The sequence below is a fragment of the Chamaesiphon sp. OTE_20_metabat_361 genome, from assembly GCF_031364565.1.
The window spans coordinates 1-12,264 of record NZ_JANLWO010000217.1; the positions used below are offsets into that span (position 1 = coordinate 1).

The window sequence follows — 12,264 nt, forward strand, 5'->3', positions numbered from 1 at the left end:
CATCAGGGCATCAAATAAGCCTAAATCTTCCTGCTGCCAGCCAAACTTATCCGACTGAGCGACAAACATAAAGTCTATTTCTAGATCTTCATCATTTCTAACTTGAATATTCTGGAGTGTCTCACCTTTGGACTGATATAAGGAACGCAGGTAAAATTTAAAGAATCGGTCGTGTTTATATTGAGCCATTAATTTATCCGATCGCAAATCTCATATTCATATCGTGCCACAAAATATGCTCCAACTTGCCGATCGCTATGATGTTTGAAGCCAAAGTTCTCATATACTGAACGTAAACGCGGACGATCGGCAACACAATCTAATCTCACAAAATGTCTACCTAATTCTCTAGTACGATCGATCGCCCACTGAAATATTTGAGTTGAAACCGAGCCACCTGCAAAGCTCCTGCGCACTGCCAATCGATGTAAAAATGTCGAATCTGTCTGGATAATATCCGGCCAAAATACTAAATCTTCGGTTTGAAATATGACGACACCAGCCGCAATATCCCCGCAACAGGCGATGTAAAATAAACCCTGTTCGATGTCTTGCTGAATGACTGATAAAGATATATGTTCCTGTTGCCACAACGTCATATTTTCGCGATCGAGCCATGCCGCAGCTTCAGCTAATATATCTGAAACTGTCGAAAGATCGTCTAAATTTGCTTGGCGCACGAAGATTGGTAGCATTGTGATGCGATCGATTATTTGCTTTAATTATTGTGGTATGATAATATTATCATATTCATGCAAGGTAAGATAATGAAACAAAAAATCGCGATTACGCTCGATCGAGAGTTATTATCTTTTATCGATCGACAAGCGCAGGGTAATCGGAGTGATTATCTCAACTCGCTGATTACTCAAGAACGACGGAAGATTTTGGAGCAAGAAACGATCGCGGCTCTGCAAGCAGACATTCAAGATCCAGAATATCAGGCAGAAATAGCCGAATGGGATCGATTGGCTGGAGATGGAATCGATGCCTAATGGAACATTAACTTATCAACGTGGTGAAATTCGGTGGGTGAAGTTAGATCCAACTATCGGGGCTGAGATTCAAAAAACTCGTTCCTGTCTGATTCTACAAAATGATACTATGAATCAATATGGTCAACTCACAATCGTAATTCCATTTCGACCGGGTACTAAACAAGCACCTTATGTCGTCAACGTGCTAGCTAGTACTAATAATGGTCTCGATCGAGATCGCTTTTTAGATGTTGCTCAAATTCGCTCTATTGATGGACAAAGAGTGCTGGGATTAGTTGGAATTTTGGAAGCCAACTATTGGCGGCAAATTCAGGAGTCACTCTCGATCGTTTGTGGTTTCGGCTCGGTTTAGAATTCTAATGATGAGAAAATATATCTTCATACTGTAATATATCCAGCGCAACCAACGTCGGCAAAACTTTAAAACAATCCTGTGCCAATTCCCACCGATCTTCGCGTTGCAATTTAGTAATCAATTTCTGGCGCATACTAATCAGATATCGGACATCATTAGCAGCATAGCGGAGTTGTGCATCTGAGAGATTGTCGGCATCACCCCAATCCGAGCTTTGAGCAGATTTATCTAAATCTACCCCTTCGAGTTGCGAAACTAATTCCTTCAAGCCGTGACGGCTTGAGTAGGTGCGGATTAGTTTACTAGCGATTTTGGTACAGAATATCGGTTGAGTTTCGATGCCCAAACGGTGACGCAATTGCGCCACATCGAATCTAGCGAAGTGAAAAACCTTAGTAACATTGGTAGCCGTCATCACCTGTTGAAGATTGGGCGCGGTAGTTTGTCCTTTGGCAATCCGGATTACCGTCAGCAAACCAGGTGAAAATAATTGTACCAAACACAACCTGTCGCGATGATAGTTCAATCCCATTGTCTCAGTATCGACAGCGATCGATTCTGCCTGGAGATATTTCTCTGTCAGCGCAGCATCTAAATCTCGATCGCAAATTTGAAAGTCTTCCATATGGAGTAATGGTTAGGATGGCACGATCTACATCATAGAATATTAGACCTGCTGCCAAAGTAAAAAATTAATCTTTTTCAGCGCTAGTTTCATCCCTTGTTCCCTATCCCCTAACTTAGTCAGCATCAGCGACATAGTAAGCTTTACGGATAAAAATTTGGGTAAAGTAATAGACACCCTTATCATTTTTAGCTACGCCGATGCCAGTAAGATCGTAAGGGCCGACCATATTTTTTTGGTGTCCGGGGCTTTCGATCCAACCTTGGACGGCAACTAAATCGGGCTTACCATAGCCCATATTGTAAGCGACATTCTCAGCAGCCTTACGATAAATAATCGTTTTAGAAACCGATGTCACGCGTTCGTTAAAACCATCGTGGCTCATCTGTCCGACTCTAGCCATGCGCTCGCTATGGGCTTTGGCTTCAGCAACGATCGCCGCATCCATCGTTAATGGTGGTAAATTGCGAGACTGACGATATTTATTGACGAGGTTAAATGTTTCTATTTCGACACTATTCATCACAGGTGCAGGGATAGATGGACGCTTAACCGCTGGAGCCTGGGGAGTTTCGTCGGCTTCTTCTTGTGCGGCAGTGTCGATCGCTGGTCGATGAGAGGGCATATTATTAGTGCTAATGTCAGCGCGTGCAGTGGTAGCAATTAGACTAATGACGGAAGCAAGGGCGAAAATTGTGCCTAAAAAGTTAGATTTCATCGGAAGGTTACTGGGGTTTGGATTTTGCGAATGTCTAAAATTAGCGATGACGTGATTCTTACTGCTAATTTTGAAAGGCTGCACCAACTGTTAAACCTAAGATGACATCTAAAATTGCTATCCACTGCGATCGAGATCGCACAAAGATGTAATCTAATCTCAGATAAACTTTTTCATTCTCGTCCGGGAATTCGCTAAAATAGTAACTAAGATCGATCGAGACTATCACTATGACATCCTATTCTGCTGCCTCTGCTCGCGCTGAAATGAGTGAACTGCGTCGGCTCAAAAGCCTGCTCCCACCAGAACTTCAAAGCTGGGTGACTGTAGAAACGACAGTCGAAGTCAATCCCCCTCTAATTCGCAGTGAAGAATTAGGGAAAGATCAAGTAGAAATTCAGATCGATCTCGTCAAATGGGAACGTCTGGCGCTCGATCAGCGCAACCTGTTATTTTGGCATGAAGTCGCTAGAGTCCAAAACGATACGATCTCCCGCGATGGCTGGGAAATGGCAGCTCTGGCGATCGGCTTGGGCGGTGCTGTTGGCGAGTTATGGGTGCAAGATGGTTTATTATTAATCCTCGCGCTCGGACTTTGTGGTGTATCGGGATATCGACTCTACTCGCGCAATAATAGCGATCGTCACCTCAAAGAAGCGATCGACGCTGATGAAAAAGCGATCGCCCTAGCAACCCGCTTTGGTTATACCCTCCCCAATGCCTACAAGAGCCTGGGTAGTGCCTTAAAAACTCTGACCGATGATACTCCTAAAAAGAGCAAACGCAAGCACTACGAGTCCCGTCTCGACGCGCTCAAACGCAGTGCGACTAAAGCCAAAGATAAAGTCGAGCGCGGACGCACCGCCCCGCGCGGACGCGCTCTAGCCGACGATCGCGAGAATCGTGAAAGTTACCGTTAAGTTCAATGCTTTTTATCTAGTAAAAGCGTAAACCCAGGGTACCCATAAAGGGTACCCAAGATTTATGTCAAGCACTAGTAAATTACAACTGTTGTCAGAATATCAAACAGACCCCCGATTTCTTGGAGAAATCGGGGGTCTGTTATTAAATGGAGCGGATCGATTTATCCGGCTAGCTCCAGGATGGCTGGATGTGGATTCGTCCCCGTCAGGATCAGCTTGAGATCCTTGGGCAACTTAGTGAGAAAATTTAGCGCCGCTTCAATACTAATCAAATTCAAGTCGATCGCTAGACTCAAGTCATCTAAAATTAGCAGCGTATATTCACTGGAAGTTGCCGATTCACCCTGCGGAATTCGAGCTAAATTGCGAACGTGTTTCCATAACTGCTCGAAATTGTGTAACTCTAGATCGTTTAGGTCGGCAATAGAGATATTCCGAATTAAATTACAGCGAATCCAATCTAGATTTTGAGCGAGATTGACCACTCGATCGTGTCCTTGGCGAATCCCACCCTTCAGTAATTGCACGATCAAAACTCTTTGTCCCGTGCTAGCGAGCTGGAGTGCATTAGCAACGATTTCGGTACAAAAGCGATCGGCTGGTGTATCGACAATCTCAATCTGGTGATGAAGTGGATCGGTTTGAGTTTGTTCTAAAGTGTCCTGAGTAATCGTAGTATTTTCTGGATGACTATTTAGTTGTGCAATCATATTCAACGTCAAATGAGCCGCATTTCATTATTCAAAAGGTCTGCCCTGGTGGGCTATCCCTGTCCGCTCGGCAGTCTATAGTAGACAATATATAGCGTTTCGTGCCGAGCGTTTATCCAGTGAAACACCAAATATGCGATCGGTCAAGGGGCAGTTTAGGGGATATGGGATATGGGATATGGGATAGAGGGGAGAGTGTAGAGGGTAGAATTGAGTGGCGTTGCTCGATCGAGAGCTAAATTTAAACCGCATACAAAAGTTAATGAGTATCTGATGCTCTGATATCTACCTATTACCCCTTACCCATTACTCTCAAATGCAGCGTCAACACCGGAAATCGAATCAGTTACGACCAGTTACCTTTGAGAGCAACTTTACTAAATTTGCCACCAGTTCGGTGTTGACCCATTGTGGCGATACGCGGGTACTCTGCACCGTCACCATTAAAGATGGGGTGCCGAAGTTTTTGGCGGGGACGGGGACGGGTTGGCTGACAGCAGAGTACCGAATGTTGCCAGGTGCTACCCCCCAACGCCACGAGCGCGAGACGCTCAAGCTCTCGGGACGCACCCAGGAAATCCAACGGCTCATCGGTCGGAGTTTGCGATCGACCCTCGATTTTGCCCTTCTAGGAGAGAAAACGATCCTGATTGACGCAGATGTCCTTCAGGCAGATGCAGGTACCCGCACGACGGCAATAACAGGCGGATACGTGGCTTTGGCACAGGCCATCCACAAGCTAATTGCGAGCGGCGAACTGACTCGCTCGCCACTAGTTCGCCAAGTTGCGGCGGTATCGGTGGGATTGCTGGATGGGGAAGCGTTTTTGGATCTGGATTATCCTGAAGATGTCGCAGCCGATGTCGATTTCAATGTCGTCATGACCGATAATCGCGAACTAATTGAAGTGCAAGGTACCGCAGAAGCAGGGAGTTTTAGTCGTCAGCAAATGAATGAGTTATTGGATCTTGCCGATCTGGGAATTCAGGAATTAATGGTCGTCCAAACTGCTGAAATCGCCACGATAAACCCGCTCTAAAGTTCGAGCGATCTAAGTTAGTCGAGTAGGTACCAACGCTCTAAACTGCCGACTGATATTATAGATTTACCATAATGCGAATTATCACCGACTTTGATGGGCCAATTATGGATTTGTCCGATCGATACTATCATGTCTATCAACTCTGCTTAGAGAAAGTTAAACTCCCCAATCAAATTCTAAACATCTTCCCAAAAGCTAAATTTTGGGCGTATAAACAAGCTTTAATTCCCGAACGTCAACTCGGGATCGAGTCTGGCTTGACAGTAGAGCAGGCAGAAGTCTTCAAACAGCTACGCGATCGCCACGCCCATCAAATCCAATATCTACCATTTGATTTAGTCGTACCAGGCTCCATCGCTGCACTCGAAAAGATTCAATCGTCTGGCAGCGAACTATTGGTAATGACACTCCGGCGTACCTGCGAACTCGAACCAGCTTTCAAACAATACGATCTCGATCGCTTTTTCTTGCCACATTACCGTTACTGCTTACCCAATGACTACATAAAACACGATGATGTCCAAGCTAAAACTCAATTAATGGTGAAGGCTTTAAGTGAATTGAAACCCGATCCAAATACCTGGATGATTGGCGATACCGAGGCAGATATCATCGCCGCTAAAACTCATCATATCAAAGTAATTGGGGTACTATCTGGGATTCGCGATCGCGATCGACTAGAACACTACCAGCCCGATAAAATTGTCTCAAATTTGGCTGAAGCTGTGGAATTCATCCTTGAATAACTTATTCAAGTTACATCTGGTAGCGATCGTTACTTTTTGTCAAGCTTATTTTTGGCAAAGTGAGAATAAGGTTTTTTCGATCCGATCGCAAAGCGTACCGGAGGTAATCGATCGACCCAAAGTCTCAAACATTTACTCAACCGATATCGATCGACGAAAAGATGGCTATGTAAACATAGGAGGATACTAAAATGGCCGGACAACTGTGCTGGATTCCCTCATTTGCGTCTAAAGGCAAACTAACTCTATATCTTAGATTAGAACCTTATCATCCCTGGAAACCCCATACCGCTTTCCCAAGTTTATACGTTCGGGATTATCCAATTCCCGGCGGCTCGAAAGGCTGGGCAACCAGTCAAAGATTGCTTCAATCGGGCTGGACGATCGTTCCTACAGCGCAGGTACAAGCATCTTTTCGGGATAATTTTGGAGACACTTCTCAGGCAGCTTAGAGGATAAATCTACAACTTTGCTAGCACAAGTAGAAACCCAACCTCTTCAAAAGCTGGGTTGTTGAGTAAATTATCGATCGAGCCAAATCTTTTGAGTGTAGGTTGGGTGTAATTCTTCAACCCAACCTCAATCTACTTACTACTCAGATCTAGGATACCCATTCGTCTCTTCAATCTAGTAGAATGTCAAAATTGCACTTTAATAAACTCCGACCAAACTTTTTTCAATTGTATTGCATCAGTTTCAGATAACCGACCAATTTTCTTATTAAACAGTAATTGTTCTAAGCGATCTAATCTCGATAATCGAACGGTAGAAGCGACTCTTAATCCACTTTCTGCCCATCTGTCTAACAAAACATCTGTGTTCGTGCGAGGCGGGGCAGATGTAACAAGAGCAACGATCGCATCTTGTCAATCCAGCCATAAAATAAGTACCGGACGCTTTTTAGCATCAGTACCATTTGTATATTGAATTTCTGCCAACCAAAATTCACCAGCTTTAATAGTCATCATACAGCCCTTCATCTTCAGGCGCATAACCATTCAAAAAAGCACTGTGATTTCCGATCGAAGTGCTTTCTGGATCTGAGGATTCCTCATTTTTTGTCGCAGTACTCAGAATCATCCAGATTTCTTGCAATACTGATTCAGAAGCCTTCGGAAGTAATTGAGTGATTTGCTCGATCGAAGTAAGCATGATGTCAAAATGCTTTTTTTACTATTAATTCATTCTCTATTTTATATCTAAAAATAGGGGCAATTCATAAATTGCCCCTACCGCAAATTCGCGAGCTTCCAGCCTACTTCGCAGCAACTAACCCATTGTGACGCAATAACGCCGCTGGATCTGGCTCACGTCCCCGGAATGCTGTAAACACCTCCATCGGGTGCTGGCTACCGCCCAGCGATAATACTGTATCGCGGAATCGTCGTCCGGTCGTCTCGATCGCGTCCGCATCATCTAGCCCAGCATCTTCAAATGCGGCGAACGCATCGGCACTCAAGACTTCCGCCCACTTGTAGCTATAGTAGCCCGCTGCATAACCGCCCGCGAAAATATGTCCGAAGGAGCAGAGGAAATTGTCTTCCGGTAATGGGGGAATTACCATACTGATTTTGGCGAGGCGATTGCGGACATCGGCAATGGTTTCCGAGCCGCCTGGTTGGAAGCGGCTGTGGATTTCCAGATCCAGCCAGCTAAAGTGGATTTGGCGGAGCATCCCACTACCGCTCATAAATGTGCGTGCGGCGAGGAGTTTTTGATAGTAGTGTTCGGGTAATGGTTCGCCAGTTTCGTAGTGTTTGCCCAGACTCAGTAGGGTGGGGCGATGGTAGCACCAGTTTTCCATAAATTGACTAGGTAATTCGACCGCATCCCATTCGACGTTGCTAATCCCCGATGCACCGACATAATCGACGGTGGTGAGCATGTGCTGTAAGCCGTGCCCGAATTCGTGGAACAGGGTTTCGACTTCGCCGAAGGTCATCAGACTGGGTTTGCCGTCTACTGGGGGCGTTTGATTGCAGATTAGATATGCAACTGGCAAACGTACTTTCGACCCATCTTTATCGGTCAATTTGGAGCGGCTGATGCAATCATTCATCCAGGCACCACCGCGTTTTTCGGCTGGACGGCTGTAGGGGTCGAGGTAGAAAAAGGCTATCGGTTGATTTTGCTCGTTGGCGACTTGGAAGTAGCGCACGTCGGGATTCCAGACGGGTGCTTGGCCGTCGGCGGCGGTAATATTAATGCCAAATAGACTGTGCGCGAGGTTGAATAAGCCCGATAGCACTTGTTCTAAGGGGAAATAGGGGCGTAATTCTTCAGCATTAAAGTCAAATTTGGCTTCCCGCAGGCGTTCCGACCAGTAGGCCATGTCCCAGTGTTTGAGATCGTTGGCTTCGGGGGCATCTTTAGAAATGGCAAAAGCGCGGAGATCTTCGAGATCCTGTTTGGCGGCTTCAAAGCTGGCACTGCGGAGGGATTCGAGCAGATTTTCGACGGCGGCGACAGTGGGTGCCATTTTACTGGCGAGGCTGAGTTCGGCAAAGTTGTCGAACCCGAGGATGTTTGCCATTTCGCGGCGGAGTTCGAGAATGCGATCGATATTACCGAGGTTATCTTGTTCCCCAGATGAAGCGCGACTGACGAGGGCTTTATACACTTGCTCCCGCAAGTCTCGGCGTTGGCTGTGCTGCATGAAGGGCATGTAACTCGGCGCGTCGAGGGTGATTACCCAGGGGCCATCTGTGGGGGTTGCGGCTTCATTTCCGGCGGCTCTGGCGGATTGCGCGGCTTGTCCGAGCAGACTTTCGGGGAGTCCCGCGATTTCTTCAGGTTTAGTCAGGGTGAGGCTATAGGCTTTAGTCGCGTCGAGGACGTTATTGGAAAACTTATTGGACAACTCGGCTAGTTCGAGCTGAATCTGATTGAATCGTTCCTTCGGTGCGCCAGTCAGACCTACTCCAGATAGCTCCATATCGCGGATGGCGGCTTCGATAATCCGTTTTTGGGCTGGATCGAAGTTGGCGAATTCGGGACTGGCGGCGATCGCTTTATAGCCCTGATAGAGCTGGGCGCTTTGTCCCAACCGCATCCAAAACTGGACTGTCTGGGGCTGCATTTCTTCATGAGCGGCACGCAGTTCGGGACTATTTTGGACGCTCATTAGGTGTCCGACGATACTCCACCCCCAGGACAGCCGCTCGACAATCCGATCGAGTGGTTCGACTAATCCCGCCCAAGTGGGGACGATATTCGCTTCGAGCTTGGTTAATTCTTCATTAGCTTCAGCCAGCAGTGCGGTAATGTCGGGAACGACCTGCTCTGTTTGGATTTCTGGAAATGGGGGCAATCCCTGACCTTGTAATAGCGGATTCATAAGCAAGTGTAGTGAGAATCGATAATATATATTTTCATTATCTCTCGATCGACACTGGATGCCGTGTCTGGTTTACCGTCATCACTAACACCAGCTTGGGGCAAACAGCAACAACATGTTCGTGAATGGCTTTCATTATGTTGTGTGGATGAATTGTAATTGTCGCTGTTAAGATCCGATCTGCTAGAATTCAACAAGTTGGAGCAGAAATCAAACAATGAATAAGCTTCAACAATACCGAAAAATAATCCGTCAAATTCTTACCGAGCAAGCACATCCTTACACCTACTCTAACGATGTAGAAGCAGAAATTATTTGTGATACCGAACACGATCGTTATCAACTTGCATATGTAGGTTGGGAGGAGCAACAACGCATTTTTAGCATGATTCTACACTTTGATATTAAAGATGGCAAAATCTGGATTCAATACAATGGTACAGAGACGATCTCCCAAGTCTTGACCGAAAAAGGAGTTCTGACATCCGATATCGTACTGGGCTTTCATTCTCCCTTCAAGCGTCAATTTAGTGGCTATTCAGTCACCTAATCGCACTTATTTTAAATAATTATGCTGCTGTCGATCGGTTCTCGATCGCCATCGGTGATAATTTTAAGACAGCAACCTGGGTTAGCTCGGCACACAACATCTGTATCCATGAACGATCGCACACAACAGGTCAAAGATCGTGCCCGTGAAATTGGCTTCCATGCCGTCGGGATCGCCGCTATTGACCCCAACACCACCAATACCGCCGCCCAACGCCTTCAAGAGTGGTTAGCCTTGGGCTATCAAGCTGAGATGGCGTGGATGTCTGACGCCCGCCGTCAGGATATTTATCGCCTGATGCCATCAGCTAAAACCGTTATCGCAGTAGCACTCAATTATTACACTCCCCACCAACGTCCTGACAGCCCCAACCATGCCAAAATCGCGCGTTATGCGTGGGGGCGGGACTATCACAAAGTCTTAACCAAAAAACTCAAGCAACTCACTAGTTGGTTGACGGAAACGTTCGATAATGTTGAAGCACGTTATTACGTCGATACCGGGCCAATTCAAGATAAATTTTGGGCGCAAGCTGCGGGCATCGGCTGGATTGGGAAAAACGGCAATGTCATCAATCGTCAATATGGCTCCTGGATCTTTTTAGGTGAGATTGTCACTAATATTCCCCTGATTGCTAACGAGCCCCACACCCAGCACTGCGGCACATGTACGCGCTGTATTTCTGCTTGTCCGACTGGGGCAATTACCCAACCTTTTGTAGTCGATGCCAATCGATGTATTGCTTACCATACGATCGAGAATCGTGCCGAAATCTTACCGCCGGAAATCGCGAATAATCTGCAAGGATGGGTCGCAGGTTGTGATATTTGTCAAGATGTTTGTCCGTGGAATCAGAAATTTGCCCAGCCGACCGACATAGCAGATTTTCAGCCCGATCCCTGTAATCTCGATCGCACATTAACCGAGTTGGGATCGCTCGCCGATGAGGCGTGGGATCGCAGCTTCAGAGCCTCAGCATTGCGTAGAATAAAGCCAGCGATGTGGCGACGCAATGCCAGCGCAAATCTTCACAATCTGGGGATCGCAATCGAACGTTAATTAGATTACAATTTTAAAACTGGTATCGGCTTCTCACAAATGCTTAACAATTCTAAACTCATCATTTTTGATTTTGATGGTACCCTAGCAGATACATTGGGCGCCTTAATGCGAATCAGCAACCGATTGGCACCGGAATTCGGTTATTCGCAGATTGGTGATGAGCAATTAGCAAGTCTCAAATATCTTAGCTCGTGGGAAATTATCAAACTTTCCAAAGTTGCCCTGTGGAAGCTGCCCTTTTTACTCAAGCGCGTTAAAGAAGAGTTCCCTGGCGAAGTGCGGAATGTGAGATTTTTTCCCGGCGCGATCGAACTCCTCAATACCCTCAAAGCTCAGGGTTATCGATTGGGAATTGTTAGTTCCAATGCCGAGGCAAACATTAGGTCGCTTTTAAGCCAAAATCAGATCGAACATCTGTTTGATTTCGTCAATACTGCGTCTACTTTTGGTAAAGGTAAAGCGATCGGGAAGTTGCTCAAGCAGTATCATTGTTCTATATCCGACGCGATCTATATCGGTGACGAAATTCGCGATATTCAAGCGGCTAGATCGATCGGCATCCGCGTTGTTGCTGTCGGATGGGGTTTCAATGCACCCACAGCTCTGATCGATAGACAGCCAGATCTACTGATTACCAAGCCGTTAGCACTGATAAATGCCCTCGCCCGGTTTTATCCACCCACATCCACGCCACTGGCATGTTCATAATCGAATGCGCTAATTAGGTCTGCGGGGAATTGCCGATCTCAATCCTGGTATTTATACTAAAGATCGATATTTAAAATGAGAGTATCGATCCTTAGTCCAAATTTATATTGACATTGAACCAGCCGCCACAGCCGACACCACCAGCAAGTACCACGCCACCACCAGCCGAAAAAGTGCTCTGTCCTCACTGTCTCCGTACCGCGACAAATGGAATTAAGTGCAAAGGGCTATGTGTTGCCGATAATGACTATTAGAGGATGATTCGAGCCGAAATCCCGTCGCCCTCACTCCGGCTCTGGCTCCCCTCTGTCTTGTCTTGACGCGCTCGACCTGGAGGGAACCTCCGTGATGAGCGCGTCGCTGATTCGCTGTCTTGTCGTTTTTTTATTCGGGGGGAACCCTAGACATAAAAACGCCGCTAAACCGTCGGGGAACAGAGGCGTGCGCGAATCGCTCCCAAACTTGGGAGCGACCCAAATCGCGCTGAGGT

The 12,264-nt window shown here is 46.5% G+C and carries 16 protein-coding genes and 1 pseudogene; 10 read left to right on the forward strand and 7 right to left on the reverse strand.

The window, feature by feature from the left end:
- Both RMO35_RS06130 and RMO35_RS06135 read right to left on the reverse strand, forming a co-directional pair.
- Window positions 1–189: pseudogene (locus RMO35_RS06130) on the reverse strand (hypothetical protein); the annotation flags it as partial.
- Window positions 189–695 (reverse strand): GNAT family N-acetyltransferase, encoded by a 507-nt coding sequence (locus RMO35_RS06135; RefSeq protein ID WP_309739360.1) that lies wholly within the window; start codon window positions 693–695, stop codon window positions 189–191. The pseudogene RMO35_RS06130 and the gene RMO35_RS06135, both read right to left, overlap by 1 nt.
- A 72-nt stretch (window positions 696–767) precedes the next feature.
- Between RMO35_RS06135 and RMO35_RS06140 the strand changes: the two genes are divergently transcribed.
- Both RMO35_RS06140 and RMO35_RS06145 read left to right on the forward strand, forming a co-directional pair.
- Complete coding sequence (locus RMO35_RS06140) at window positions 768–995, forward strand: CopG family transcriptional regulator (RefSeq protein WP_309739361.1); 228 nt, start codon at window positions 768–770, stop codon at window positions 993–995.
- Window positions 988–1,350: a type II toxin-antitoxin system PemK/MazF family toxin gene (locus tag RMO35_RS06145; protein WP_309739362.1), complete on the forward strand. Its 363-nt coding sequence runs from the start codon at window positions 988–990 to the stop codon at window positions 1,348–1,350. The genes RMO35_RS06140 and RMO35_RS06145 overlap by 8 nt, the downstream gene beginning before the upstream one ends.
- Window positions 1,351–1,354: 4 nt before the next feature.
- Here the strand turns inward: RMO35_RS06145 and RMO35_RS06150 are convergent, their stop codons facing one another.
- The gene (locus tag RMO35_RS06150) at window positions 1,355–1,978 is read right to left on the reverse strand and encodes a ribonuclease D (RefSeq protein WP_309739363.1); all 624 of its coding nucleotides are present in this window, start codon (window positions 1,976–1,978) and stop codon (window positions 1,355–1,357) included.
- Between the two features lie 115 nt (window positions 1,979–2,093).
- On the reverse strand, window positions 2,094–2,696 hold the full coding sequence (locus RMO35_RS06155) for a CAP domain-containing protein (RefSeq protein WP_309739364.1): 603 nt from the start codon (window positions 2,694–2,696) through the stop codon (window positions 2,094–2,096).
- A gap of 230 nt (window positions 2,697–2,926) precedes the next feature.
- Between RMO35_RS06155 and RMO35_RS06160 the strand changes: the two genes are divergently transcribed.
- On the forward strand, window positions 2,927–3,616 hold the full coding sequence (locus tag RMO35_RS06160; RefSeq protein ID WP_309739365.1) for a DUF3318 domain-containing protein: 690 nt from the start codon (window positions 2,927–2,929) through the stop codon (window positions 3,614–3,616).
- Window positions 3,617–3,780: 164 nt separating this feature from the next.
- Here the strand turns inward: RMO35_RS06160 and RMO35_RS06165 are convergent, their stop codons facing one another.
- Entirely contained in the window at window positions 3,781–4,329 is a 549-nt protein-coding gene (locus tag RMO35_RS06165) for a cob(I)yrinic acid a,c-diamide adenosyltransferase (protein ID WP_309739366.1), read from the reverse strand.
- A gap of 316 nt (window positions 4,330–4,645) precedes the next feature.
- Between RMO35_RS06165 and rph the strand changes: the two genes are divergently transcribed.
- The 3 genes from rph to RMO35_RS06180 all read left to right on the forward strand — a co-directional run bounded on the left by rph (window position 4,646) and on the right by RMO35_RS06180 (window position 6,569).
- Window positions 4,646–5,368, forward strand: a complete 723-nt coding sequence (gene rph / locus RMO35_RS06170; protein WP_309739367.1) for a ribonuclease PH — start codon at window positions 4,646–4,648, stop codon at window positions 5,366–5,368.
- Window positions 5,369–5,442: 74 nt separating this feature from the next.
- Window positions 5,443–6,117, forward strand: coding sequence for an HAD family hydrolase (locus RMO35_RS06175; protein ID WP_309739369.1), 675 nt, complete (start codon window positions 5,443–5,445; stop codon window positions 6,115–6,117).
- A 191-nt stretch (window positions 6,118–6,308) separates the two neighbouring features.
- Window positions 6,309–6,569, forward strand: a complete 261-nt coding sequence (locus tag RMO35_RS06180; protein WP_309739370.1) for a hypothetical protein — start codon at window positions 6,309–6,311, stop codon at window positions 6,567–6,569.
- Window positions 6,570–7,071: 502 nt separating this feature from the next.
- On the opposite strand, the gene RMO35_RS06185 is transcribed toward RMO35_RS06180, so the two are convergent.
- Together RMO35_RS06185 and RMO35_RS06190 are read right to left on the reverse strand one after the other, a co-directional pair.
- Window positions 7,072–7,269 (reverse strand): hypothetical protein, encoded by a 198-nt coding sequence (locus tag RMO35_RS06185; RefSeq protein WP_309739371.1) that lies wholly within the window; start codon window positions 7,267–7,269, stop codon window positions 7,072–7,074.
- Window positions 7,270–7,372: 103 nt separating this feature from the next.
- Window positions 7,373–9,454 (reverse strand): M3 family metallopeptidase, encoded by a 2,082-nt coding sequence (locus RMO35_RS06190; RefSeq protein WP_309739373.1) that lies wholly within the window; start codon window positions 9,452–9,454, stop codon window positions 7,373–7,375.
- A 217-nt stretch (window positions 9,455–9,671) separates the two neighbouring features.
- On the opposite strand from RMO35_RS06190, the gene RMO35_RS06195 reads away from it, so the two are divergent.
- The 4 genes from RMO35_RS06195 (at window position 9,672) to RMO35_RS06210 (ending at window position 12,028) form a co-directional block, all read left to right on the forward strand.
- Window positions 9,672–10,004 (forward strand): XisI protein, encoded by a 333-nt coding sequence (locus RMO35_RS06195; RefSeq protein WP_309739376.1) that lies wholly within the window; start codon window positions 9,672–9,674, stop codon window positions 10,002–10,004.
- A gap of 108 nt (window positions 10,005–10,112) precedes the next feature.
- Complete coding sequence (queG, locus tag RMO35_RS06200; protein WP_309739377.1) at window positions 10,113–11,063, forward strand: tRNA epoxyqueuosine(34) reductase QueG; 951 nt, start codon at window positions 10,113–10,115, stop codon at window positions 11,061–11,063.
- Between the two features lie 39 nt (window positions 11,064–11,102).
- A complete protein-coding gene (locus RMO35_RS06205) occupies window positions 11,103–11,774 on the forward strand; it encodes an HAD-IA family hydrolase (RefSeq protein WP_309739378.1) in 672 nt (223 codons plus the stop codon).
- A 113-nt stretch (window positions 11,775–11,887) separates the two neighbouring features.
- Window positions 11,888–12,028, forward strand: coding sequence for a hypothetical protein (locus RMO35_RS06210; RefSeq protein WP_309739379.1), 141 nt, complete (start codon window positions 11,888–11,890; stop codon window positions 12,026–12,028).
- Window positions 12,029–12,264 lie beyond the last annotated feature (236 nt).

Coding starts and splice junctions, on each gene's coding strand:
- RMO35_RS06135 (WP_309739360.1), bottom strand. CDS start 695: ATGCTACCAATCTTCGTGCGCCAAGCAAATTTAGACGATCTTTCGACA.
- RMO35_RS06140 (WP_309739361.1), top strand. CDS start 768: ATGAAACAAAAAATCGCGATTACGCTCGATCGAGAGTTATTATCTTTT.
- RMO35_RS06145 (WP_309739362.1), top strand. CDS start 988: ATGCCTAATGGAACATTAACTTATCAACGTGGTGAAATTCGGTGGGTG.
- RMO35_RS06150 (WP_309739363.1), bottom strand. CDS start 1,978: ATGGAAGACTTTCAAATTTGCGATCGAGATTTAGATGCTGCGCTGACA.
- RMO35_RS06155 (WP_309739364.1), bottom strand. CDS start 2,696: ATGAAATCTAACTTTTTAGGCACAATTTTCGCCCTTGCTTCCGTCATT.
- RMO35_RS06160 (WP_309739365.1), top strand. CDS start 2,927: ATGACATCCTATTCTGCTGCCTCTGCTCGCGCTGAAATGAGTGAACTG.
- RMO35_RS06165 (WP_309739366.1), bottom strand. CDS start 4,329: ATGATTGCACAACTAAATAGTCATCCAGAAAATACTACGATTACTCAG.
- rph (WP_309739367.1), top strand. CDS start 4,646: ATGCAGCGTCAACACCGGAAATCGAATCAGTTACGACCAGTTACCTTT.
- RMO35_RS06175 (WP_309739369.1), top strand. CDS start 5,443: ATGCGAATTATCACCGACTTTGATGGGCCAATTATGGATTTGTCCGAT.
- RMO35_RS06180 (WP_309739370.1), top strand. CDS start 6,309: ATGGCCGGACAACTGTGCTGGATTCCCTCATTTGCGTCTAAAGGCAAA.
- RMO35_RS06185 (WP_309739371.1), bottom strand. CDS start 7,269: ATGCTTACTTCGATCGAGCAAATCACTCAATTACTTCCGAAGGCTTCT.
- RMO35_RS06190 (WP_309739373.1), bottom strand. CDS start 9,454: ATGAATCCGCTATTACAAGGTCAGGGATTGCCCCCATTTCCAGAAATC.
- RMO35_RS06195 (WP_309739376.1), top strand. CDS start 9,672: ATGAATAAGCTTCAACAATACCGAAAAATAATCCGTCAAATTCTTACC.
- queG (WP_309739377.1), top strand. CDS start 10,113: ATGAACGATCGCACACAACAGGTCAAAGATCGTGCCCGTGAAATTGGC.
- RMO35_RS06205 (WP_309739378.1), top strand. CDS start 11,103: ATGCTTAACAATTCTAAACTCATCATTTTTGATTTTGATGGTACCCTA.